We start from the raw sequence: 22,382 nt of genomic DNA, 5'->3' as shown, positions 1-22,382 counted from the left end.
ACCCAGACGGAAAACTGGAACCCATGCGCATTTACCCGACCTTCTTCCGCCTCGTCTTCTCCGGCATGGATCCGGAAAAGGCCCACCACATCGGCTTCCGGCTGATCCGGCTTGCGGAGGAGACCAAGGCGTCGGCGCTGCTGCGCAGGATCACCCGCCCGCACCCGTCGCTGCGCCGCACCGTCATGGGCATCGACTTTCCGTCCCCGTTCGGTCTGGCCGCCGGCTTCGACAAGGAGGGCCACGGCGTCGCGGCGCTGGCGGACCTCGGCTTCGGACACGTCGAGGTCGGTACCATCACCGGGCAGGCGCAGCCGGGCAACCCGCGGCCGCGCCTCTTCCGCCTGGTGGAGGACCGTGCGGTGATCAACCGCATGGGGTTCAACAACGACGGCGCCGCCTCGGTGGCCCCGCGCGTGGAGGCCGCCCGCCCGGTGCTGGCCCGCCGCTTCCCCGCCACGCGTCCGGTCCTGGGCGTGAACATCGGCAAGACCAAGGTGGTCGAGCTCGAGGACGCCGTGGAGGACTACCTGGCCGGCACCCGGCTGCTGGCCCCGCACGCCGACTATCTGGTGGTCAACGTCAGTTCCCCGAACACCCCGGGCCTGCGCCTGCTGCAAAGCATCGAGTCGCTGCGCCCGCTGCTGTCCGCGGTCGGCGCGGAGGCGGACCGCGTGGCCGGGCGCCACGTGCCGCTGCTGGTGAAGATCGCCCCCGACCTGGCCGACGCGGACATCGACGACGTCGCCGACCTGGCCAAGGACCTGGGCCTGGACGGGGTGATCGCCACCAACACCACGATCGGGCGCGGGGGACTGGTCACGCCGGCCGCCCGCATCGAGGAGATCGGCGCCGGCGGGCTCTCCGGCGCGCCGCTGAAGGCCCGCTCGCTGGAGGTGCTGCGGCGCCTGCGCGGACGCCTGGGTGCGGACACCGCGGTGGTGTCCGTCGGCGGGGTCGAAACCGCCCAGGACGTGCTTGACCGGCTGGCCGCGGGAGCGGACCTGGTCCAGGGCTACACCGCGTTCCTGTACGAGGGCCCCTTCTGGGCCGCGCGCATCAACCGCGGCCTGCGCAAGGCGCTGGCCCGCGCCTGACCGGCCCCTCCTTCCGTCCGACGGCGGCGGGGAGGCTTCCGTACCGGAGGCTTCCCCGCCGCCGTTTTGGCACGCCCGCCGAAGTCAGGGCCAATGCAGGTGGCCAGTGCAGGTGGTCGGTGCGAGTGGATCCGCGTAGCGGGGGAGCGGAATCGGGTACCCCTTCACCCGTGCGCCCCGCCCCCGCCCGCCCCTAGGGTCGAAGCGGCGGCAGGTTTCGCACCGGCCGCTGGATCCACCCGAACGTCTTGGGGGCGTGCGGGAAGGGAGCCGCAGGGGGGCACCAATGGAACGCATCGATGTAATGAAGCCGTGGCTTGGGTCGGCGGAGGCCGAGGCCGTCGCGGACGTCCTGGCGTCGGGCCGGGTCGGGCCGGAGCCACGCACCGCGCAGTTCGAGGCCGCCTTTGCCGCGGACCGGCACAGCGCCCACGCCGTGGCGACCAGCAGCGGGACGGCGGCGCTGCACCTGGCCCTGGAGGTGGCGGGCGTGCGCCGGGGCGACGACGTGGTCGTGCCCTCGTTCGCCTCCCTGGCCACCGCCAACGCGCCGGCGTGCCTGGGCGCCCGGCCCGTCTTTGCCGACGTGGATCCCGCCACCGGGAACGTCACCGCCCGAACGCTCGCGGGCGCCCTGAGCTCAACGGCCACCGCCGTGATCGTGGTGGACCAGGGCGGGATGCCGGCGGACCTCTGGCCGATCCGCGCGCTCTGCGACGAGCACGGACTGACCCTGGTCGAGGATGCGTCCTGCGCGGCGGGGTCCTCCTACTGGGGACGTCCGGTGGGCACCGGTGCGCACGTGACGGCGTGGTCGTTCCTCCGGCGCAGGTTCCCCGCCGCCGGCAACGGCGGGATGCTGACCACGCACGAGTGGGAGCGGGCCGAGCGGGCCCGCAGGCTGCGGGAGGATGCCGCCGACATGACGGAGTTGCAGGCCGCCGTGGGGCTGGTCCAGCTGGACCGGATTCCGCACGTGGTGGCCCGGCGCCGCGAACTGGCGGAGCACTACGGGAGGGGGCTGGCGGACGTGCCCGGACTGCGCCTGACGGCCGACCCCGAGTACGGGGCCTCCAACTTCCAGTCCCTCTGGCTGGAGGTCCTGCCCGAATTCCCGCTGGAGCGCGGGCAGCTGCTGGAAAAGCTCGCCGCGGACGACATCCAGGCCCGCCGCGGCCCGCTGGCCGCGCACCTGCATCCGGCCTATGCCGGCCACGTCGGCACGTGGGTGCCGCTGCCGGCCACCGAACGCCTCAACGACGCCGTGCTGGTCCTTCCGCTCCACCAAGGGATGGACGCGGCGGACGTTGACCGCGTGGTGGCCGGCCTGCGCACCGCGGCGGCAATGTGAACTGACGGATGTGACCTGACGCGTGCCGTGGTGGCCCGCGCCAGGTCAGCCCATGCCCTGCGGTTAGGTGATGCCCTGCGGTCAGTCGACCTTCTGGCCGCGCTTGACCAGCGGCTTGGGCACGCGCAGCTTGCGGAACTGGAGGCCGCGCATGGCCGCGTACCACAGCACGCCCCGATCCACCTGGCCGAACTTGGCGGCCAGGCGCTTCTTGAGCTGGCGGGTCATGAGGAAGGCGTCCAGGACGGTGATGCCCAGCACCGCCCACAGGGCGAAGGTGATGCCGACCTGCGTCTGGGCGCTGGAGGGCATCACGAGCGAGACGATCAGGAACGCGAAGATGGCGAACATCAGGTACTCGCCGACCATGAAGCGGGCATCGACGAAGTTGCGTGCGTAACGCTTCTGCGGCCCCTTGTCGCGGACCATCATGTAACGGTCGTCGCCGGTCTCGTTGGCGATCCGCAGGCGCTCCTGGGCGGCCAGGCGTTCGTTGCGGGCGGCCTCGCGCGCGGCCTTGCGGTCGGTGCTCACCAGCGGCCGCTTGCGGCTGGCCACCTGGGCGCTGCGCTTCGGGGTCGGCGCGCCCTTGCCCTGGGTGGGGGTCTTGGTCAGTTCCTCGGCGGCGGCCGGCGAGGCGGCGGCTTCGTCCTTCTTGCGTCCAAACACCCGCCAAGTCTAGCCCGGACCGGCGGTAGGCTGTGCCACATGACTACCCCTGACACGGCACAATACGGTCACGCCGCGGCCCCCGCCGCCGCCGTCGCAGCGGCGGTGGACGCCGCCCTGCCGCGGACGCTCGGCGAGTTGAAGGACCTGGTCGCGATTCCGGGCATCGCCTGGGACGCCTTCGATCCGGCGCAGCTGGAGCGCAGCGCCGAGGCCGTGGCCGGCCTGGTCCGCGGCGTCGGCCTCGACGACGTGCGCATCCTGCGCGTGGACACCCCGGCGGGCAAGCCCGGCGGACCCGCCGTCGTCGCCAGCCGGCCCGCCGCGGCAGGCAAGCCCACCATCCTCCTTTACGCCCACCACGACGTGCAGCCGCCGGGGGACGACGCACTGTGGAACACCCCGCCGTTCACCGCAACGGAAATCAACGGGCGTTTGTACGGACGCGGGGCGGCCGACGACAAGGCCGGAATCATGGTCCACCTCGCGGCCCTGCGCGCGGTGCTGGACACCACAGCGGATTTCGGGCTCGGCGTGGTCCTGTTCATCGAGGGGGAGGAGGAGGCCGGGTCGCCGACCTTCCGCCGCTTCCTCGAGGAGCACCGGGACCTGCTGGCGGCCGACGCGATCGTGGTGGCCGACTCCACCAACTGGAAGGTCGGCGTGCCTGCCCTGACCACCAGCCTGCGCGGGCTCGCCGCCGCCGTCGTGGAGGTGCGCGTGCTGGGCCATGCCGTGCATTCGGGCATGTTCGGCGGACCCGTGCTGGACGCGCCGACCCTGGCCGCCCGGCTGGTCGCCAGCTTCCACGACGCCGAGGGCAACGTGGCCGTCGAAGGGCTCCAGGCGAGCGAGGGCGCGGCCGTGGACTACGCGGAGGAAGCCTTCCGCGCCGACGCCAACGTCGTCGAGGGCTACCGGCTGGCCGGCAGCGGCAGCCTCTCCGACCGGCTCTGGAACAAGCCGGCCCTGTCCGTGATCGGCTTCGACGCCCCCTCGGTGGCCCTTTCCTCGAACACGCTGGTTCCCTCGGCCCGGTTCAAGGTCAGCCTGCGCCTGGCCCCCGGGCAGGACCCGCAGGCCGCCCTGGAGGCGCTCGAGCGGCACGTGCTGGCGCAGGACCTCTTTGGCGCGCAGGTGCTCTTCGAGCCGGTGGAGGCGGGCAACGCGTTCACCACCGACACCTCGGCCCCGGCCGCCCGGGCCTGCCTGTGGGCGCTCGAGCAGGCCTGGGGGGTGCCCGCGGTGGAGATCGGGGTGGGCGGTTCCATTCCGTTCATCGCCGACCTGACCGAGGTCTTCCCGCAGGCCCAGATCCTGGTCACCGGGGTGGAGGACCCGGACTCGCGCGCGCACGGACCGAACGAGTCCCTCCACCTGGGGGACTTCCGCAACGCCGTCCTGGCCGAGGCCCTCCTTCTGGCCCGGCTGGACGCGCAGGGAATATAAGGAAGCCTCCCGACGTACCATTGAAGTAAGGGCGGGACCGGCCTGGTCCCGGAGGCCCGCCACGAGCAGCAACGGAGGACAACCATGACAGCAGCCACCAACGACACCAGCGCCGATGCGACCGAACTGCCGACCCACGAGGTCCAGCTGTCGGAGGTCGCCGCCGGCAAGGTCCGCAGCCTGCTTGAGCAGGAGGGCCGCACCGATCTGCGCCTGCGCGTTGCCGTCCAGCCGGGCGGCTGCTCCGGCCTGATCTACCAGCTCTACTTCGACGAGCGGCTGCTCGACGGCGACGCCGTGCGCGACTTCGACGGCGTCGAGGTCGTGGTCGACAAGATGAGCGTTCCGTACCTCAGCGGCGCATCGATCGACTTCGAGGACACGATTTCGAAGCAGGGCTTCACCATCGACAACCCCAACGCGGGCGGCTCGTGCGCCTGCGGCGACTCCTTCCACTAAGGAGCCGACTGACCGGAAACTCCGCCCGAACCCGTGCGTAAACCAACGGGAGGGGCGGAGTTTCTGTCACGTTTGGAGTACCCGTAGGGGTAAGCTCTACGATGAGTAGTAAAACTATGGATTTCTTTAGCCATGTCACGGCTGGTTCCCAGCAAAAGATGCCGGTCGGCGGCGGGTTGAAGCATCATTCAGCACTATCAAAGAGGAAGGGCCGTCTGTGAGTTCGCAAGACCGAACCAGCAGCAGGCGCGGGGGCAAGGCCAAGGTCTTGGCCGTCGCCGCCGCAGGCGCGCTGTTGTTGACGGGTTGTTCGGAGCAGGTCCAGCGTGGCTGGCTCCCCAACGAGAACCGGGATACCACCAACCACACCGGTATGATCCAGGACCTTTGGGTCAATTCATGGATCGCCGCGCTGTTGATCGGCCTGCTCACGTGGGGACTGATCATCTGGTGCATGGTGGCCTACCGCCGCCGCAAGGACGATACGGGCTACCCGCGCCAGCTCAGCTACAACCTGCCGCTTGAGATCTTCTACACGGCCGTTCCGCTGATGCTCATCCTGACCCTGTTCGGCTTCTCCAACGACACCGAACGCAGCATCAACACCCCGATCGAGAACTCCGATCTGGTCGTGGACGTGCGCGGCAAGCAGTGGTCCTGGGACTTCAACTACACCTGGAAGGGCGAGGAGAAGTACTTCGCCGGCGTCCAGGCGCAGCTTGACGGCACCGAGGGCGTCGAAGGCGAACTGCCGACGCTTTACCTGCCGGTCAACCACTCCGTGGAGTTCCAGCTGAACAGCCGCGACGTCATCCACTCGTTCTGGATCCCGGCGTTCCTGCAGAAGCTGGACATGATCCCGGGCAAGACGAACCACATCTGGCTGACCCCGCAGGTCGAGGGCACGTTCGACGGCAAGTGCGCCGAGCTCTGCGGCGAGTACCATTCCGAAATGCTCTTCAACGTGAAGGTCGTGTCCGAGGCGGAGTTCGAGGCGCACCTCGCCACGCTCGAGGACGGCCACATCGGCGAGGAGTACGACCGCGAGCCGGGGACCGTCAATTCTTCCGCCAACACGTCCCACGGCGAAGGAGAGTAGTCAGCGATGACCACCTACGAATACGCGACCGACGACGCCAAGGCGATCGCTCCGCGCGTCGTCCCGGTATCCAAGGGACGCATCATCGTCAACTGGATCACGACCACCGACCACAAGACCATCGGGTACATGTACCTGATCGCGTCGTTCGTGTTCTTCTGCATCGGCGGCGTGATGGCCCTGCTCATCCGCGCCGAGCTGTTCGAACCGGGCATGCAGATCCTGCAGACCAAGGAACAGTACAACCAGCTGTTCACCATGCACGGCACCATCATGCTGCTGATGTTCGCGACGCCGCTGTTCGCCGGGTTCACCAACGTCATGATGCCCCTGCAGATCGGCGCGCCCGACGTGGCCTTCCCGCGCCTGAACGCGCTGGCGTTCTGGTTCTTCCTCTTCGGCTCCAGCATCGCCGTGGCCGGCTACATCACCCCGCAGGGTGCCGCCTCCTTCGGCTGGTTCGCCTACGCGCCGCTGTCCAACACCACCTTCAGCCCCGGCGTCGGCGGTGACCTCTGGGTCTTCGGCCTGGCCCTCTCCGGCTTCGGCACCATCCTGGGCGCGGTCAACTTCATCACCACGATCATCTGCCTGCGTGCCCCCGGCATGACCATGTGGCGCATGTCCGTGTTCTCCTGGAACGCGCTCATCACCTCGATCCTGGTCCTGATGGCGTTCCCGCCGCTGGCCGCCGCCCTCTTCGCCCTCGGCGCGGACCGCCGCTTCGGAGCGCACATCTTCGACCCGGAGGTCGGCGGACCGGTCCTGTGGCAGCACCTCTTCTGGTTCTTCGGCCACCCCGAGGTGTACATCATCGCCCTGCCGTTCTTCGGCATCGTCTCCGAGATCTTCCCGGTCTTCAGCCGCAAGCCGATCTTCGGCTACAAGGGCCTGATCTTCGCCACGATCTCCATCGCCGCGCTGTCCGTGGCCGTGTGGGCCCACCACATGTACGTCACCGGCTCGGTCCTGCTGCCGTTCTTCGGCTTCATGACCATGCTGATCGCTGTCCCGACGGGCGTGAAGTTCTTCAACTGGATCGGCACCCTGTGGCGCGGTTCGGTGACCTTCGAGACGCCGATGCTGTGGAGCCTGGGCTTCATGGCCACCTTCCTCTTCGGTGGCCTGACCGGCATCATCCTCTCCGCCCCGCCGCTGGACTTCCACGTGTCCGACACCTACTTCGTCGTCGCGCACTTCCACTACGTCGTCTTCGGCACCGTGGTGTTCGCGATGTTCGCCGGCTTCTACTTCTGGTGGCCGAAGTGGACGGGCAAGATGCTCAACGAGCGCCTGGGCAAGATCCACTTCTGGATGCTGTTCATCGGCTTCCACGGCACCTTCCTGATCCAGCACTGGCTGGGCGTCATGGGCATGCCGCGCCGCTATGCGGACTACATGCCGGAAGACGGCTTCACCGCGATGAACCAGTTCTCCACCGTGTTCGCTTTCCTGCTGGGCATGTCCATGATCCCGTTCTTCTGGAACGTGTGGATCACGGCCCGCCACGGCAAGAAGGTCGCCGTGGACGATCCGTGGGGCTTCGGCGCCTCCCTGGAGTGGGCAACCTCCTGCCCGCCGCCGCGCCACAACTTCCACTCCATCCCGCGCATCCGTTCGGAGCGCCCGGCGCTTGACCTGCACCACCCGGAGCTGAGCATGCGCCACACGCCGGACACCGCCGTTGCCAAGATCTTTGGCCCCGCCGACCAGAAGGACCTGTAAACATGAAGATCGAGTCCTGGCTCTTCCTTGGTGGAATCTTCTTCTTCATCCCGGTCGGCATCGTCTACGGCGTCATGACCGACTGGGACGAATGGGTCGGTTTCCCGGCACTGTTCATGGTGGCGGCCATGGCCGGCATGGTCGGCTTCTACCTGTACTACACCGCCAAGCGCGTCGGTCCCCGTCCGGAGGACCGCCTCGACGGCGAGATCCACGAGAATGCCGGCGTCGTCGGCCAGTTCTCCCCGTGGAGCTGGTGGCCGCTGATGCTGGCCGCCGCCGCGGCCGTCGGCTTCCTGGGCCTGGCCCTGGGCTTCTGGGTGCTGTTCCTCGGCGTCGGACTGGCCATCATCGGCCTGGTCGGCTGGGTGTACGAGTACAGCCGCGGCGACCACGCCCACTAGCGCCTAGCGGGCTCCCGCGCCCGTCCAGGCTGCGCCAAGCACGAAACGCCGGTGGCGGCATCCCCCGTAAGGGGGATGCCGCCACCGGCGTTTTGGCGTGCGGCGGGGGCCATGCGCATACCATGGTGGTACCACCCGTCCACCGGCCCAGGAGTCCGTGCATGCCCCATAGCCGTCCGCTCGAAGTCAGGGCCGGTCTCGATCCGGCGGCCAGCGGTGCGAAGTACCTGCAGGTGAAGTCCGCCCTAAAGCAGGAGATCGAGTCCCGGGGACGTCCCGGCCAGCCGATTCCCTCCGAACGCGACCTCACCGCACACTTCGGGGTGGCCCGGATGACGCTGCGCCACGCGATCGACGCCCTGGTCGAGGAGGGGGTGCTGGAACGCGTCGTGGGGGTCGGCACGTTCATTGCCCGCCCCAAGATGGACCTGCAGGTGAAGCTGACCTCCTACACGGAGGACATGCAGCGCCGCGGCATGGTGCCCGCGGCCCGCGTCCTGCGCTTCGAGGAGGTGCCCGCGACCGTGTCGGTCGCGCGCGAAATGGAGCTCGACGAGGGGACCCCCGTCATCCGGTTCCGCCGCCTGCTGCTGGCGGACGGTCAGCCGATGAGCCTGGACGAGAACTACCTGCCCTCCGCGCGGGTGCCCGGCTTCCTGGACGAGCCGGCTCCCACGTCCCTCTACAGCTGCCTGAACGAACGCTACGGGCTGGTCATGGAGTGGGGCGAGGACCAGATCGAGGCCTCGGCGGCGGCACCGTCCGACGCCCAGTACCTCGGCGTCGACGCCGGCAGTCCGCTGCTGCGGATCCAACGCCACGCCTACGTCCGCCAGAACCTGGTGGACTACTCCATCTCCCTCTACCGTGCCGACCGCTACAAGCTCTGGGTACCGCTGCAGCGCCCGGGGGTGCGTCCGCCGCGCGCCTACGACGAGGACGATTTCTGACCCCTGCCTGCGGCCTTCGGGCCGCCCGCGCCGGCCGGATGGGGGAGCGGGGCGGGCAAGCTGTCCGCCGTTTTGCATGGGCATGCGAAAGGGGGCCCCATCCATCCGGATGGGGCCCCCTTTCGCGGGTGCGGGAAGCCGTGCTGCTAGCGGCCGAACACCCTAGTGGCCGATCTGGGCCTTCTCGCCGCCCTCGACGGCCGCGGGGCCGTGGTGGGCGTGCGCCTCGGCGAGTTCCGCCGGGGTGACCGGGGCGACCCGATCCTCGAAGAAGAACCTCGACAGGGCGCCGCGGCTCTTCTCGGGGCCGGAGATGTGCCCGGCGGCGTTCGGCTGGGCCGGAATGACGTCGTGCGACTCGAAGGACACCAGGCGGTAGCGCTTGTACTCGTCGAGCTGCTCGTGGCGCTCGGAGAAGGCGCCCTCCGGGGACATCTCGATGATGCCGGCCTCGCGGCCGTGGAGCACGATGTCGCGGTCCTTGCGCTGCAGCGCCAGGCACAGGCGGCGGGTAACGATGAAGCCGACCACCGGGCCGATGAAGAACAGCGCGCGCAGCCAGTAGGTGACATCGTTCAGGGACACGTGGAAGTGCGTCGCGATGAGGTCGGAACTGGCGGCGGCCCACATGACGGAGTAGAAGATCACACCGGCGACGCCGACGGCCGTGCGGAACGGGGCGTTGCGCGGGCGGTCCAGGATGTGGTGCTCGCGGTTGTCGCGGGTGATCCAGCGTTCGATCCACGGCCAGGTGAACATCAGGCCCAGCAGGACCGTGGCCGGAACCAGCGCCGGGAGCAGCACGTTCAGCACCAGCGTGTTGTTGCCCCACGGGAACGGGATGATCCACTCGAAGCTGAAGTTGCCGAGCACGCCCGGCATCAGGCGCAGCGCGCCGTCGACCCAACCGATGTACCAGTCGGGCTGGGTGCCGGCGGACACGGGGGAGGGGTCGTACGGGCCGTAGTTCCAGATCGGGTTGATCGTGAAGAAGCCGGAGATCAGGGCAATGACGCCGAAGACGATGAAGAAGAAGCCACCGGCCTTGGCGGCGTACACCGGTCCGACCGGGAAGCCGACGACGTTGTCCTCGGTGCGGCCCGGGCCGGGGTACTGGGTGTGCTTGTGCACGACGACCATGAACAGGTGGATGGCGACCATCAGGAGGATGAGTGCCGGCACCAGCATGATGTGCAGCATGTACAGGCGGCCGATGATCGCGGTGCCCGGGAACTCGCCGCCGAAGAGGAAGGCGGAGATGTAGGTGCCTACGACAGGGAGGGCCTTGACGACGCCGTCGATGATGCGCAGGCCGTTGCCGGAGAGCAGGTCATCGGGGAGGGAGTAGCCGGTGAAGCCGGCAGCCAGGGACAGGACCAGCAGCACGCCGCCGACGACCCAGTTCAGTTCGCGCGGCTTGCGGAACGCGCCGGTGAAGAAGACGCGCAGCATGTGCACGGACACGGAGGCCACGAACAGCAGCGCGGACCAGTGGTGGACCTGGCGCATGAACAGGCCGCCGCGGACATCGAAGGAGATGTCCAGGCTGGAGGCGTAGGCCACGGACATCTCCACCCCGCGCAGCGGGTTGTAGGAGCCGTCGTAGTGGGTCTCCGCCATCGAGGGGTCGAAGAAGAACGTCAGGAACGTGCCGGAGATCAGCAGGATCACGAACGTGTACAGGGCCACTTCGCCGAACATGAAGGACCAGTGGTCCGGGAAGATCTTCCGGCCGAACTCCTTGACCATCATGGAGCCGCCAACACGCTGGTCGACGAAGTCCGCGATGCGTCCGGTCCGGGTCTTGGCCTGGAACTCAGTTGCAGTGCTCATGGATTAGCCACGCTCCCAGTAGCTCGGGCCGACGGGTTCGGTGAAGTCGCTCTGCGCGACCAGGAAGCCCTCGGAGTCCACGGTGATCGGCAGCTGCGGCAGCGCGTGGCCGGCGGGGCCGAAGATGACCTTGCATTCCTGCGTGAGGTCGAACGTCGACTGGTGGCACGGGCACAGCAGGTGGTGCGTCTGCTGCTCGTACAGCGCGACCGGGCAGCCCACGTGGGTGCAGATCTTGGAGTACGCAACGATGCCGTTGTAGTGCCAGTCCTCGCGCCCGGGGGAGATGTTCATCTTGCTCGGGTCCAGGCGCATCAGCAGGACGACGGCCTTGGCCTTCTCGTTCAGCGGGTGCTCGGTCTCGCCGAGGCCCTCCGGGATCACGTGGAACACGTTACCGATCTGGACGTCGGACGCCTTGATCGGGGTGCCGGACGGGTCGCGGACCAGCTTCACGTCCTTGTCCCACATCGTGTAGCGCAGGCGGTCCACGATCTGGTTGGCGGTGGCGCCGGTGCGGTCGAGGTCGCGGAACATGAAGATCGCCGGGATCGGGGCCAAGGCGATGGCGCCGATGACGGTGTTGCGGATCAGCGGACGGCGCTTGATGCCCGTTTCCTCGATCACGTCGCCAATGATCTTTACGGCATCCTGGCGGTCCGCCTCCGGGCGGACCTCGTGGCGCGATTCGGACACTTCGTGGTCCGGCATCAGGGTCTTGGCCCAGTGGACGATGCCGACGCCGATGCCGAGCATCGCGAAGGCGGTGCCCAGGCCCAGGAGCATGTTCTGGGTGCGCAGGGCGCTGATGGAGTCGGTCCTGCCTATGACGAAATAGGCAATGAAGAACGACAGAGTGCCGATGATCGAGATGACGAACAGCCACGCCACCTGACGCTCTGCCCGCTTCTCTGCACGCGGACTGGTGTCCGCGAGGCGCTTCCGGTGCGGCGGGAGGCCGGGGTCCTGGAACTTCTCCAGCGACTCCGGGCCAGCCTTAGCAACGGTGCCCGAGTCGTTCGGACCGCCGTGACTATGGTCGCCCATGATGTCTCTCATCCTTCTCTCAAATATCTAGGTACGTAGTGAGCCGGCCATTGCGGGGCCGCCGGCTGGCCTTAGGAGGACCGGGAGGTCAGCCAGATGGTGAAGGCGATGATGATGCCCAGCCCCGCCGTCCAGATGAACAGGCCTTCGGACACCGGACCCAGCGCGCCCAGGGCGGCGCCGCCCGGGGAACCCTGCGACTCGATTTCCTTCAGGAAGGTGATGACGTCGCGCTTCTCCTCGGGGGAGATGTTGGAGTCGTTGAACACCGGCATGTTCTGCGGGCCGGTGGCCATGGCCTCGTAGATGTGGGCCTCGGAAACGCCCGCCAGGGACGGGGCGAACTTGCCGCGGGTCAGGGCACCGCCGGCGGCAGCGGCGTTGTGGCACATGGCGCAGTTGGTGCGGAAGACCGCTCCACCGTTGGCCGAGTTGCCCAGGGACGTGTCGAGCCATTCCTCGTGCGGCACTGCGGGACCGGCACCGAGGGAGGCTACGAATGCGGCGAGCTGTCCGGTCTGCTCGTCGGTGAACTGCTGCGGCTTGGCTTGGGCCTGCGGACCCTGCATCTGCATCGGCATGCGGCCGGTGCCCACCTGGAAGTCGACGGCTGCGGCGCCGACGCCAATGAGGGAGGGGCCGTCGGGGGTGCCCTCGGCATTGAGGCCATGGCAGGTGGCGCAGTTGGCGACGAAGAGCTTGTTGCCTTCTTCGACATCGCTCGCGGTGTAGACAGTCGAGGCCTTGGCCTCGTTGACACTGCCGGCAGCCGTGTACAGGCCGCCGGTGGCGACCAGTCCGATCAGGAGCAGGGCTGCGGCGGCGAGCGGATGGCGGCGCCTTTGCGAAAGAGCCTTCACTTGCTGGTTCCTCACTAGAGTTTCTTGGGTCTTGTAATGCCGGGGGCCGGGTTTGGCCGGTGCTACTTCAGGAAGTAGATGATCGCGAAGAGGGCGATCCAGACGACGTCGACGAAGTGCCAGTAGTACGACGTGACGATGGCGGAGGTCGCCTCGAAGTGGCCGAAGTTGCGCGCGATGTAGGCGCGGCCGATGACCAGCAGGAAGGCGATGAGGCCGCCGGCCACGTGGAGGCCGTGGAACCCGGTGGTCATGTAGAAGCTGGATCCGTACGCGTTGGAGTTAAGCGCCACGCCGTGGTGGACCAGCTCGGTGTACTCGTACGCCTGCACGGAGACGAAGATGGCGCCGAGGAGGAAGGTCAGGATGAACCATTCGACCATGCCCCATTCCTTGAAGTTGAAGAGGCCGCCGGTGCGGCGGGGCTTCAGGTCTTCGGCGCGGAAGACACCCATCTGGCAGGTGAAGGAGCTGGAAACCAGGACGATCGTGTTGATCAAGGCGAACGGCACGTTCAGCTTCGCGCTCTCCACGGCCCACAGGTCGGGGGCGGCGGCGCGGAGCGTGAAATACATGGCGAAGAGCGCGGCGAAGAACATCAGCTCGCTGGAAAGCCAGACGACAGTTCCCACCGACACCATGTTGGGACGGTTCGGCGCAGCGTGCGCCGGGGCATTTATGGCATGAGTCGCAGTTGTCACAGAGCCCATTATGTCTATAAAAGTGCCGGGCACACCAATGCATCTGGCCCCGCGTGGCGGCTTTTGGAGCCGGTCAAGCCCAAGATCCCCGGAATCACAAGGGATTAACAATTCCGCACTTTCTACAAAACGTAGATAACCTTGTCGGGTGCCAACGATTCCAGCCCCGAAGAAGTTCCCCAACTGGCCCTCGGTGTTGACCACTTTGATTGGTGGCCAAGACATCTCCCGCGAAGACGCCGCCTGGTCCATGGGAGAGATCATGGCCGGAAACGCCAGCGATGTGCAGGTCGCGGGTTTCCTGGTGGCCCTGCGCTCCAAGGGCGAGACCGTCGAGGAGCTCACCGGTCTCGTGGACGCGATGGTCGCCAACGCCCGGCCGCTGGATATTCCGGGGGAGAAGCTGGACATTGTCGGAACCGGCGGCGACCGCCAGAACACCGTCAACATCTCCACCATGGCCTCCCTCGTGTGCGCCGGTGCGGGCGCGCGGATCGTCAAGCACGGCAACCGGGCGGCGTCCTCGTCGTCCGGATCGGCCGACGTGCTTGAGGCCCTGGGCGTCCACCTCGAGATGCCGACGGAGCGCCTCGAGTCCGTGCTGGACGCCTCGGGCATCACCTTCTGCTTCGCCCAGGTCTTCCACCCCTCGATGCGCTTCGCCGCGGTGCCCCGCCGCGAGCTGGGCGTCGCAACCGTGTTCAACTTCCTGGGCCCGCTCATCAACCCGGCCAACCCCAGCGCCTCGGCGATCGGCTGCGCGGATGCGGCGATGGCGCCCCTGATGGCCGGCGTGCTGGCCGTCCGCGGCAGCCGCGCCCTGGTCTTCCGCGGCGACGACGGCCTTGACGAGCTGACCACGACCGCGCCCAACCGGGTGTGGGAGGTCCGCGAGGGCAAGATCACCGAGAGCACGCTCGACGCGCGCGACCTCGGCATCGCCCGTGCCACCCTTGAGGACCTGCGCGGGGGGCTGGCCCCGGAGAACGCTGCGGTGGTTCGGCGCGTCCTGGGCGGGGAGCGCGGCCCGGTGCGCGACGCCGTTGTGCTGAATGCCGCCGCCGCGCTGGTGGCCTACGACGAAACGGCGGAGGGGCCGCTGCTTGAGCGGCTCGCCGCGGCCAAGGTACGCGCCGAGGAGGCCATCGACTCGGGCCGCGCGACCGTCGCGCTGGAGCGCTGGGTCGCCGCCTCCTCCGCGGCCTGATCGCGTCCCGGCCCCGGGGCACGGCAAAGGGGCGCCGGCCAATGGCCGGCGCCCCTTTGCGCTGTCCGGAACGGCTGCGCCGGTGCCTGCCTTATTCCAGGCCGAGCGAGAAGGCGGCGTCGAGGTCGTGCTGCGAGTAGGCGCGGAACGCGATGTGGGTGGAGGTCTCCAGCACGCCCTCCACCTTGGAAAGCCGGTTGGCGATGACCTCCGCCAACTGCTCGTGCTGGCGGACGCGGACCACGGCGATCAGGTCCCAGTCGCCGGCGACGGAGTAGACCTCGCTGATGCCGTCGATCTCCGAAATCTGCTGTGCGCACTCCGGAATGCTGTCTGCCTTGGTCTGAATCATCACAAATGCGGTAATCACGCTCTTTGCCTCCACTTTTTGCTGTCGCCGCGGCGTGCCGGCGGCACTACGGTCGAGCCTAGTTCACCCCGTGCCCGGCGCGCACCTTGCGGCGCAGGAGCAGCCCGGTGGCCGCGCGGCGGCCCAGCAGGAACACGGCGAGGGTCACCGCGGTGACGATGATGAACGGCACGGCGGCGGTGGCGCCGGTTGCCACGCGCAGCGCCAGGCCCAGCGCCACGGTGCCCGCCCAGACGACGACGCCGGCCGGCCAGATCCGCGAAATCGTCGCGCGGGGGCGGGTGGCCAGGGTGGCTGCGGTGAGCGCGGCCAGGAACGGGGCGGCCGTCTGCAGGATGCCCAGCGGGGTCAGTCCGTGCTCGTGGGACTGGCGGCCGAGGGCCGCGAACAGCAGCACGAGCAGGGCGTCCAGGATGAACAGGGGAATCCAAGGGTTGCGGCGGTCCATACCTTTAATAATAGGTGGGCTGGCCGATGCCCCCCGAAGCCACAACCTCCACGCCTTGTGTAGGGACATACAAGCCTCTAGCCTTGTGGAATGATTGTGGCAACCATCGACCAGCGGGCCTCGCGCCGCCGGGCGGACCTGGTGGACCAGCTGCTCCACCGCCTGAACACCGACTATCCCCTGGTGCGCCCCTTCGAGCGGACCGCCGGGGATGAGCTCCAGGGCGTGCTCGATGACGGAGCCGCCGCCGTCGCGCTGGCCCTGGACGTCGCGGCGACCCGGGCCTGGAGCATCGGCCTGGGGATCGGGCCGGTGCGCCTGCCGCTGCCCCCACAGACCCGAGCCGGCGCGGGACCGGCGTTCGAGAACGCACGCACCGCCGTCGAACGGGCCAAACACTCCCCGGCCTCGCTGGCCGTCGTGGGTCCGGCGCCGGAAGGGTCCCGGCTGGAGGCGGAACTCCAGCTGGTCGCCGAACTGGAGGTGCGCCGCAGCCCGGCCGCGGCCGAGGCGGGGCGGCTGATCGAGCAGGGGTTGTCCCAGCGCGAAGCCGCCGAGCGGCTGGGCATCACCCAGCAGGCGGTCTCCGGGCGGCTGGCGGCAGGGCTGTGGCAGCCGACGCGCGCGCTGCTGCGCGAGGCCGGGGCCGCGCTGGGCCGGCTGTCCGAATCCGCCGACGCGGCCGGCGAACCCGACGGGGGAGCGGCATGAGCGCGCTGGCCCTGGTGCTGCTGGTCCTCTCGGGGATCCTCGGCCTGCCCCAGTACTTCAGCCGCTTCCGCGGACGGGGCAACCGGGTGCTGTACGGGTTCGCCGCGGCGCAGTTGGCGCTGTTGGGCGCCTCCGCCGTGGTGGCCCTCATCTCCGTCGATGCCGCCGGGGCGGCACCGGTGGCGGCTGCCTTTTCCGTGGCGGCGGCCGCGCTGGGAGGAGGCCCCGTTACGGTGGCGGTCCTGCGGCTATCGCAGCGGGCCGACCTGGAGGAGGCGGAAGCCGGCACCGGGACGGTCGAGGATGCGGGGACGGTCGAGGGCGCCGCCGAATCCGGTGCCGCGGCGCTGCGCGGCGGGACGTGGATCGGCCTGCTCGAACGGATCGCGATCGCCGCGACTCTGTGGGCCGGCTGGCCGGAGGGCCTCGCCGTGGTCCTGGCGGTCAAGGGCCTGGGGCGGTATTCGGAGCTGGACAAGGACGGGGCGGCCGAGCGGTTCATCCTCGGAACCTTCGCCAGCGTCCTGTGGGCCTGCGCGTGCACGGGCATCGGGATGCTGGTGCGCTAGCTGTACTCAGCCAGCGGGGCCGGCGCAGCACGCTACGGAACCGGCGCCCCGGTCCGGGCATCCAGGGCACCAAGCACGTTCCGGGCGATGGTGGCGGCCGGATCGCGCCCGTCGGCCGCGGGCGCAAGGTTGGTCCACACCACCAGGGTGACCTTGGTGTCCGGGTCGTGGCCGGCGAAGGAGTTGAAGCCGGGCAGTTCGCCCGTGTGCCCGTAGAGGTTCCCGAACTTCGCCAGGCCCAGCCCGTACTGGGCTCCGTTGGGGTCGGCGGGGTCCACGGGGCGAACGCTGTCCAGGCGCATCCGTTGCGTCTGGGCGTCCAGGAGCCTGCCTCCGGCCAGGGCCTCGGCCCAGGTGGCCAGGTCGGCCGCGGTGGAGACGCCTTGGCCGGCCGCCCAGGTCCAGGAGGGGTTGGCGTTGGTGACGTCGTTGGGCAGCAGGGTGCCGGCCTGCGCCTTGGCCAGCAGGTCGGCCGGCAGCCGCGCCGAGGACAGCGTGAGCAGGTTGTCCATGTACATGTAGCCCTGCGGGTGCGGCGAGGGCAGCTCCCCGGTGTTCGACGGCGGGAAGGAGGACCCGGACAGGCCCAGCGGCTCCAGGATCCGATCCTCGATGATCCGCGCCAGCGGCTTGCCCTCGAGCTGTTCGGCGATCAGGCCCAGCAGGACGGTGTTCGTGTTCGAATAGTGGAACCCCTCGCCCGGGGCGAAATACGGGGGCAGGGCAAAGGCGATGGCCAGCAGCTCCTCCGGCGTCCAGACCCTTTGTGGGGTCGTGTCCAGGGCCAGGTTCAGCTCGTACGACTCCGAGTAGTTGTAGAGCCCGCTGCGCATGTTCAGCAGCTGTTCGATGGTGATGGCCTCGCCGTTGGGCACGTCGGGCCGGTACTGCGCCACCTTGTCGGCAAGCCGCAGCTTGCCCTCCTGCACCAGTTGCAGGATGACCGTCCCGGTCCAGGTCTTGGTGATGGAGCCGATCCGGACATGGCCGTCGGGGGACACGGGGGTGCTGCCGCCCAGGCTCGTCACCCCGTAGGTGAAGGTGAGGTCCCGCTGCGGGGTGCGCAGCAGCATCACGGCGCCCGGCACCAGCAGCTCCTTGGCCGTGTCCTCGAAGACGGCGCGCAGCGCCCGCTCGTCCAAAGCCGCCAAGGGGGAGGCCGCGGAAGAGTCCGGCCCCGGTGACTGCCCCGACGGTGCTGGGCCTGACGGTGCTTGGCCTGACGCTTCTGGGCCGGCCGGCGCCGTGGGGCCCGTGGACACGGAGGGCGTGGGTCCGGACGGCACGGCCACCGATTGGCCGGCGGGACCGGCCAGGCAGCCCGTGGTGGAGAGCAGGACCGCGGCCGCCGCCGCGGCGGACAAGACCCGCGGCCAGGCGGACCGGCGTCGGACCGCCTGGAAGGACTGCGAATCGGGGGAATGGGGATGGAAGGAGCTCGGATGGATGGACATGGCGTACTCCGGCCGGATGCTGGACCTCTTGCGGAACCGGGCGTTGGATGCCTCGCGCGTCGCCCTCCCGGACGCGCCCTCATCCACGGTGCCCTCCTTCACGGTAACCCCGGGGGGCAGGCCTCCAGAAGGGGAGCGCCGGATTCACTTCTGCATCTCCGGCCGCCGGCCGCGGTCTTGACGCGCTTCCCGATCCCCACAAGGATGCTGAGCATCACCGCTGTCCAATGCGGCCTTTCGCCGGTACCTCCGGCAAGGCGCTTGGACGGCTCAGAGTCCGAGGGAGAAAACATGCGGCCATTGACTTTCATCGTCGGAGCCTCCGTGGGGTTCCTGCTCGGCTCCCGGGCCGGCCGGGAAACCTACGACCGGATCGCGGCCAGCGCCCAGGATCTATGGAGGAATCCCAAGACCCAGGAGGCCGTCCACCACGTGGAGGAAACGGTCAAGGCCAAGGCCCCCGGCGTGGGGCAGAAGGTGGCGGATGCCGCCGCCGCGGTCAAGGACAAGATCCAGCCCTCCCACCGGGCTCCGGCGAGCGCCGAGCAGCAGTATGGGGGAGGAGCCGGACCGGATTACGGAGCCGGGACCGGGACCGGGACCGGGACCGGGACCGACCATCTGTCGGATCCCGCCCTGGCCGACGAGACGGGCCGGGATTGGACCGACGAGGGCGGAGCGACCCCGGGCGGCCCGGCCACCGGCACGTGACCCGAGGGGAAAGGACCACGCCGGTGCTGCAGGCCGGTGGATCGAGGTCGGAGAAAAATAGCGCGGAGAAATCCAGGGCGGACAAGGAGTGTGGTGGCAGTGGGCCTAGGCCGGAAGGATGAGGACCGCAAGGGCCGGGACGAGGAGCGCAGCTCCGCTGACCAGGGGGACTCGGCGAACCCGGACCCGCTGGAGCAGCGGATCACCGGGCTTGAGCCCGGTGGTGGAGTTCCGCCGGGAGAAACCCCGCCGGCCGAGGACCAGATGAGCGCGGACCAGGGCCACGACGAGTAGCACCCGCCAGGGCGGGGTGCGTTGTCCCCGGGGGACGGCGCGCCCCGCCCTGGCACTTTAATGCCCTCGCACTTTAATGACCCCGCCCAAATGACCCGGCACTTTCAGGAGTCGGCCCTTCCGGGCGGGGTGTCGAGCAGGTCCGTCACGAGGATGTCGATCGCGGCGACGTTCAGGTCCGTGTGGGCTGCCAGGGCTCCGGAGAGGGTGGCCCGCAGGTCGGCGGCCAGCCCGGGCAGCGGGTATCCCCACAGGGCCGTGACGCTCACTTCCACGCGGACGGGGGCTTGGGCCGTGGCCAGCTCCCCATGCAGGCGGCATTTCCCGATGATCGTCCCGTCCACCGAGTCTCCGGTGGCGCGGATCAGGGAAATGATCGAGCCCTCGGTCCGGAAACAGCCACTGTCTTCAGGAACACCGTTCCCATGGACACCTTCCGGACGGATGCCGGCCCGGGGCACTGACCGCCCGGCCTTGGGTTCGAGGCTCAGGTTGGCCAGGACGTCCTCCAGCCACGACTGGTCCCCGGCGCCGGCCGCGCGGATGTCTTCCTGGAGCAGTTCGGCGCTGAGGGCTTCGAGCCGGCGCAGCGCCTCCAGGCGGGCCCGGCATTCCGGGCAGCCGCGGACATGGTCCTCAGGGGACGGGGAACCGGCGACGAGGGCGTCGCCGAGGTCCTCCGGGGTCAGGCAGCAGCCGCCTGCGCCGCTCTGGGGCGTCATCTCCAGTCCTCCAACTCCCTGATCAGGGCGATCCGTGCCCTCGCCAGCCGGCCGCGGACGCTTTCGGTGCTGATGTCCAGGATTTCCGCGATCTCCTGGTAGGACAGGCCTCCCATCTGCCTAAGGGTCCAGCACCGGCGCTGTTCCTCCGGAAGCGTGGCCAAGGCGGCTGCCAGGGCGGCGATGCCGGCTTCGGCGACGGCGGCCGCTTCGGGGGTCGGGCCGTGGCCGGCCTCGTCCGCCAAGGCCTCGATGTCGAAATGGTTCCTGCGCCGGCGCAGGAGGTCGACGGCGCAGTGGGCGGTGATGCGCATCATCCAGGTCTTGACGGCGGCGGGTTCGCGCAACTCCCCGATGCCCGACCAGATCAGGATCAGGGACTCCTGAACCACGTCGTCGGCGTCGGTGAAGGATTCGGTCAGCCGACGCGCATAGGCGCGCATGAGCGGGCCGTGCCGACGCGCCAGGGCTTCGAAGGCCCTGGCATCCCCGTCCCCGGCCCGTGCAGCGAGCAGGGCGTCGGGCACGGCCGCCAGTTGTGCCGCGGTCATCTCCGGCCTGTCCATCCGTTAAGCTCCCTGGTCCCGGCATCCGGTGCGGTGCCCGGCGGCGCAAAGGCCGGTCCGCCGGCAAAGATCCCCGTATTTCGGATCGTACCCCGGGAGGACCCGGGCGCGGGAGGGATCGGCAGGCGTCACTAGGGGACGGATCGAAGGGCTTACCGGACGCGTTCGGTGCCGGCCGAGGCGCTGCGCATCCCCGAGCGGATGCGGATCAGGACGGGGACCTGGTTTCCCAGAAGCTCGTCCAGGCCCCGGACGGCTTCCTCGGCCGTGTCGGCGATCGCCCGCGGCACGGCTCCCTTGCGTGCCTGGATGGTGATCCGCAGGCCCTCGGTGCCGTGCGACTTCCAGGCCGAGACGGCGGTGGAGAAGATGCCGGGGCGTCCGTCCAGGGAGGCGCGCACGGCCTGGGCGGCCAGGCCGGCGTCGACCGTGGTTGTTCCGGAGGGCACATCGGCGTTGCCGGCCGACTCGAGGGTGCCGATGCTCTTGGCCTGCCTGCCGATGCGGGAAAAGATCCACGCAAGCAGCAGGACAATGGCAACCGCCAGCAGGGCCAGTGCCGCCAGCGTCCACCAGCTGATGCCCAGGGCGCCGGCCGGAGCGGCCACAAGCCGGGCCTGGATTCCGTTCCAGGCGGCGGTGCCGCGTCCCGTCCAGGCGGCGGCGAAGGACGGGGACAGGCCCGCCGCCGCGACGGCGGCCCCGACGGCGACCAGGAGCAGCCCCAGCACCCCCAGCAGGATGCGGCTGAGCACGCGGCGGGGGCCGGTCATGGTCCCACCTTGCCTCGGTCGCTGACAATCACGTCCAGCTTGGGTTCCGGCTGGAGGGCGGAGGAGGCGAGCACCTGTTCGACGGCGGCCCGAACGGCGGGTTCGTCGACGCCGCCGCCCGGGATCGGCCGGATGCGCACCTGGACCCGGCGCCGGCGGATCCGGCTGGAGACCTGCTCGGGAAGCAGCGCACCGGCCTGGCGGGCGGCACGGTCGATGGCGGCGGCCAGCACGTCGTCGTCCACGACGATCGCGGCGCGGTCGCTGGCCATGATGCGCCGGGGCCGGGTACCCGGGGACACGGCCAGCACCAGCAGCAGCAGCCCGAGCAGTGCCAGTGCGGCCCCCGCGGCCACGAGTCCCCAGGGAAGGGTGGCCGCGGGCAGGCGCACCAGCCACTCCGCCATGCGGGTCGGGGTGGCCAGCAGCGGAGGCTGCCCGCTGCTGGCCAGGACGGCTTCGGTGCCGAGCCAGGCGAGGATCAGGATCAGCACGACGGCGGTGGCGACCGATGCCACGGTGCGGGAGGACCGGGTCTCCCGGCGTGCCAGGCGGCTGGTCCGGGGCGGGGCGCTCATTGGAGTTTCTTCTTTTCCGTGCGCGGCGTGCCGGTCAGGCGGATGTCGAGGCGAACGACGGGGGAGCCGGTCAGGCGCCGTACGCGGTCGCCAATGGCGGCTCGGGCCGTCTCCGCCCTCTGGTACACGGTCCCGCCGCCTTCGCGCACCAGGTCGGGGTGGCGGGCGGCCTCGGCCGGCAGCGGGATGGGAAGGGGCGCCGAGACGGTAATACTCAGCAACCCGGCGTCCTCGCGCACGCGGACGCTCACCCGAGCCCGGGGGACCGCAAAGTAGTCCGCACTGATTGCCTCCACGGTCCGGTTTAGCGCCCTGGAGCTGACCGAGGTGTATCC

Annotated in this window: 26 protein-coding genes; 13 read left to right on the top strand and 13 right to left on the bottom strand. The window is 69.4% G+C overall.

The window, feature by feature from the left end; genetic code table 11:
• Positions 1-23 precede the first annotated feature (23 nt).
• Both ABD912_RS14755 and ABD912_RS14750 read left to right on the top strand, forming a co-directional pair.
• Positions 24-1,097 (top strand): quinone-dependent dihydroorotate dehydrogenase, encoded by a 1,074-nt coding sequence (locus ABD912_RS14755; protein WP_345151855.1) that lies wholly within the window; start codon positions 24-26, stop codon positions 1,095-1,097.
• A 286-nt stretch (positions 1,098-1,383) separates the two neighbouring features.
• Positions 1,384-2,448: a DegT/DnrJ/EryC1/StrS family aminotransferase gene (locus tag ABD912_RS14750; RefSeq protein WP_345151853.1), complete on the top strand. Its 1,065-nt coding sequence runs from the start codon at positions 1,384-1,386 to the stop codon at positions 2,446-2,448.
• A gap of 81 nt (positions 2,449-2,529) precedes the next feature.
• On the opposite strand, the gene ABD912_RS14745 is transcribed toward ABD912_RS14750, so the two are convergent.
• Positions 2,530-3,117, bottom strand: coding sequence for a DUF3043 domain-containing protein (locus tag ABD912_RS14745; protein ID WP_345151852.1), 588 nt, complete (start codon positions 3,115-3,117; stop codon positions 2,530-2,532).
• Positions 3,118-3,156: 39 nt separating this feature from the next.
• Between ABD912_RS14745 and ABD912_RS14740 the strand changes: the two genes are divergently transcribed.
• From ABD912_RS14740 to ABD912_RS14715, 6 genes are all read left to right on the top strand, one after another.
• The gene (locus ABD912_RS14740; protein WP_345151850.1) at positions 3,157-4,566 is read left to right on the top strand and encodes a dipeptidase; all 1,410 of its coding nucleotides are present in this window, start codon (positions 3,157-3,159) and stop codon (positions 4,564-4,566) included.
• Positions 4,567-4,650: 84 nt separating this feature from the next.
• Complete coding sequence (locus ABD912_RS14735) at positions 4,651-5,025, top strand: HesB/IscA family protein (protein WP_345151848.1); 375 nt, start codon at positions 4,651-4,653, stop codon at positions 5,023-5,025.
• A gap of 217 nt (positions 5,026-5,242) precedes the next feature.
• Positions 5,243-6,124 carry an aa3-type cytochrome oxidase subunit II gene (gene ctaC, locus ABD912_RS14730; RefSeq protein ID WP_345151847.1) on the top strand — a complete coding sequence of 294 codons (882 nt, stop codon included), beginning with the start codon at positions 5,243-5,245 and terminating at the stop codon, positions 6,122-6,124.
• A 6-nt stretch (positions 6,125-6,130) separates the two neighbouring features.
• Positions 6,131-7,849, top strand: coding sequence for an aa3-type cytochrome oxidase subunit I (ctaD, locus tag ABD912_RS14725; RefSeq protein ID WP_345151846.1), 1,719 nt, complete (start codon positions 6,131-6,133; stop codon positions 7,847-7,849).
• A 2-nt stretch (positions 7,850-7,851) separates the two neighbouring features.
• The gene (locus ABD912_RS14720; RefSeq protein WP_345151845.1) at positions 7,852-8,253 is read left to right on the top strand and encodes a cytochrome c oxidase subunit 4; all 402 of its coding nucleotides are present in this window, start codon (positions 7,852-7,854) and stop codon (positions 8,251-8,253) included.
• 161 nt (positions 8,254-8,414) lie between these two features.
• Positions 8,415-9,203 (top strand): GntR family transcriptional regulator, encoded by a 789-nt coding sequence (locus tag ABD912_RS14715; protein WP_345151844.1) that lies wholly within the window; start codon positions 8,415-8,417, stop codon positions 9,201-9,203.
• Between the two features lie 162 nt (positions 9,204-9,365).
• On the opposite strand, the gene qcrB is transcribed toward ABD912_RS14715, so the two are convergent.
• The 4 genes from qcrB to ctaE form a co-directional block, all read right to left on the bottom strand.
• On the bottom strand, positions 9,366-11,036 hold the full coding sequence (gene qcrB / locus ABD912_RS14710; protein ID WP_345151843.1) for a cytochrome bc1 complex cytochrome b subunit: 1,671 nt from the start codon (positions 11,034-11,036) through the stop codon (positions 9,366-9,368).
• A 3-nt stretch (positions 11,037-11,039) separates the two neighbouring features.
• Positions 11,040-12,083: a cytochrome bc1 complex Rieske iron-sulfur subunit gene (qcrA, locus tag ABD912_RS14705; RefSeq protein ID WP_345151842.1), complete on the bottom strand. Its 1,044-nt coding sequence runs from the start codon at positions 12,081-12,083 to the stop codon at positions 11,040-11,042.
• A gap of 71 nt (positions 12,084-12,154) precedes the next feature.
• Positions 12,155-12,943 (bottom strand): cytochrome bc1 complex diheme cytochrome c subunit, encoded by a 789-nt coding sequence (qcrC, locus tag ABD912_RS14700; RefSeq protein WP_345151840.1) that lies wholly within the window; start codon positions 12,941-12,943, stop codon positions 12,155-12,157.
• A gap of 62 nt (positions 12,944-13,005) precedes the next feature.
• Positions 13,006-13,653 carry an aa3-type cytochrome oxidase subunit III gene (gene ctaE / locus ABD912_RS14695; protein WP_425548075.1) on the bottom strand — a complete coding sequence of 216 codons (648 nt, stop codon included), beginning with the start codon at positions 13,651-13,653 and terminating at the stop codon, positions 13,006-13,008.
• Between the two features lie 139 nt (positions 13,654-13,792).
• On the opposite strand from ctaE, the gene trpD reads away from it, so the two are divergent.
• Positions 13,793-14,851: an anthranilate phosphoribosyltransferase gene (trpD, locus tag ABD912_RS14690; protein WP_345151837.1), complete on the top strand. Its 1,059-nt coding sequence runs from the start codon at positions 13,793-13,795 to the stop codon at positions 14,849-14,851.
• A gap of 91 nt (positions 14,852-14,942) precedes the next feature.
• Here the strand turns inward: trpD and ABD912_RS14685 are convergent, their stop codons facing one another.
• A complete protein-coding gene (locus ABD912_RS14685; RefSeq protein WP_345151834.1) occupies positions 14,943-15,221 on the bottom strand; it encodes an Lrp/AsnC family transcriptional regulator in 279 nt (92 codons plus the stop codon).
• Positions 15,222-15,279: 58 nt separating this feature from the next.
• Positions 15,280-15,669 (bottom strand): DUF3054 domain-containing protein, encoded by a 390-nt coding sequence (locus ABD912_RS14680; RefSeq protein ID WP_345151831.1) that lies wholly within the window; start codon positions 15,667-15,669, stop codon positions 15,280-15,282.
• A gap of 90 nt (positions 15,670-15,759) precedes the next feature.
• On the opposite strand from ABD912_RS14680, the gene ABD912_RS14675 reads away from it, so the two are divergent.
• Both ABD912_RS14675 and ABD912_RS14670 read left to right on the top strand, forming a co-directional pair.
• A complete protein-coding gene (locus ABD912_RS14675; RefSeq protein WP_345151829.1) occupies positions 15,760-16,380 on the top strand; it encodes a helix-turn-helix domain-containing protein in 621 nt (206 codons plus the stop codon).
• Positions 16,377-16,949, top strand: a complete 573-nt coding sequence (locus ABD912_RS14670) for a hypothetical protein (protein WP_345151827.1) — start codon at positions 16,377-16,379, stop codon at positions 16,947-16,949. The genes ABD912_RS14675 and ABD912_RS14670 overlap by 4 nt, the downstream gene beginning before the upstream one ends.
• Before the next feature lie 32 nt (positions 16,950-16,981).
• On the opposite strand, the gene ABD912_RS14665 is transcribed toward ABD912_RS14670, so the two are convergent.
• Entirely contained in the window at positions 16,982-18,100 is a 1,119-nt protein-coding gene (locus ABD912_RS14665) for a serine hydrolase domain-containing protein (RefSeq protein WP_345151824.1), read from the bottom strand.
• 594 nt (positions 18,101-18,694) lie between these two features.
• Here ABD912_RS14665 and ABD912_RS14660 point away from each other — a divergent pair.
• Both ABD912_RS14660 and ABD912_RS14655 read left to right on the top strand, forming a co-directional pair.
• Positions 18,695-19,114 carry a YtxH domain-containing protein gene (locus tag ABD912_RS14660; protein ID WP_345151822.1) on the top strand — a complete coding sequence of 140 codons (420 nt, stop codon included), beginning with the start codon at positions 18,695-18,697 and terminating at the stop codon, positions 19,112-19,114.
• Positions 19,115-19,171: 57 nt separating this feature from the next.
• Entirely contained in the window at positions 19,172-19,408 is a 237-nt protein-coding gene (locus ABD912_RS14655; RefSeq protein ID WP_425548081.1) for a DUF6480 family protein, read from the top strand.
• A 104-nt stretch (positions 19,409-19,512) separates the two neighbouring features.
• Here ABD912_RS14655 and ABD912_RS14650 read toward each other — a convergent pair whose 3' ends face one another.
• The 5 genes from ABD912_RS14650 to ABD912_RS14630 all read right to left on the bottom strand — a co-directional run bounded on the left by ABD912_RS14650 (position 19,513) and on the right by ABD912_RS14630 (position 22,343).
• Entirely contained in the window at positions 19,513-20,130 is a 618-nt protein-coding gene (locus tag ABD912_RS14650) for an Asp23/Gls24 family envelope stress response protein (protein WP_345151819.1), read from the bottom strand.
• Entirely contained in the window at positions 20,127-20,681 is a 555-nt protein-coding gene (locus ABD912_RS14645; RefSeq protein WP_345151817.1) for an RNA polymerase sigma factor, read from the bottom strand. Before ABD912_RS14645 ends, ABD912_RS14650 begins: the two co-directional genes overlap by 4 nt.
• Positions 20,682-20,848: 167 nt before the next feature.
• Positions 20,849-21,469 (bottom strand): hypothetical protein, encoded by a 621-nt coding sequence (locus ABD912_RS14640; protein WP_345151816.1) that lies wholly within the window; start codon positions 21,467-21,469, stop codon positions 20,849-20,851.
• Positions 21,466-22,047, bottom strand: a complete 582-nt coding sequence (locus tag ABD912_RS14635) for a DUF6286 domain-containing protein (RefSeq protein WP_345151815.1) — start codon at positions 22,045-22,047, stop codon at positions 21,466-21,468. Before ABD912_RS14635 ends, ABD912_RS14640 begins: the two co-directional genes overlap by 4 nt.
• Entirely contained in the window at positions 22,044-22,343 is a 300-nt protein-coding gene (locus ABD912_RS14630; RefSeq protein WP_345151813.1) for a hypothetical protein, read from the bottom strand. The genes ABD912_RS14635 and ABD912_RS14630 overlap by 4 nt, the downstream gene beginning before the upstream one ends.
• Between the last annotated feature and the right edge of the window lie 39 nt (positions 22,344-22,382).

This window comes from Arthrobacter ginkgonis, from assembly GCF_039540195.1.
GTDB lineage: Bacteria > Actinomycetota > Actinomycetes > Actinomycetales > Micrococcaceae > Zafaria > Zafaria ginkgonis.
This window is presented reverse-complemented; position numbering and strand designations above follow the sequence as displayed.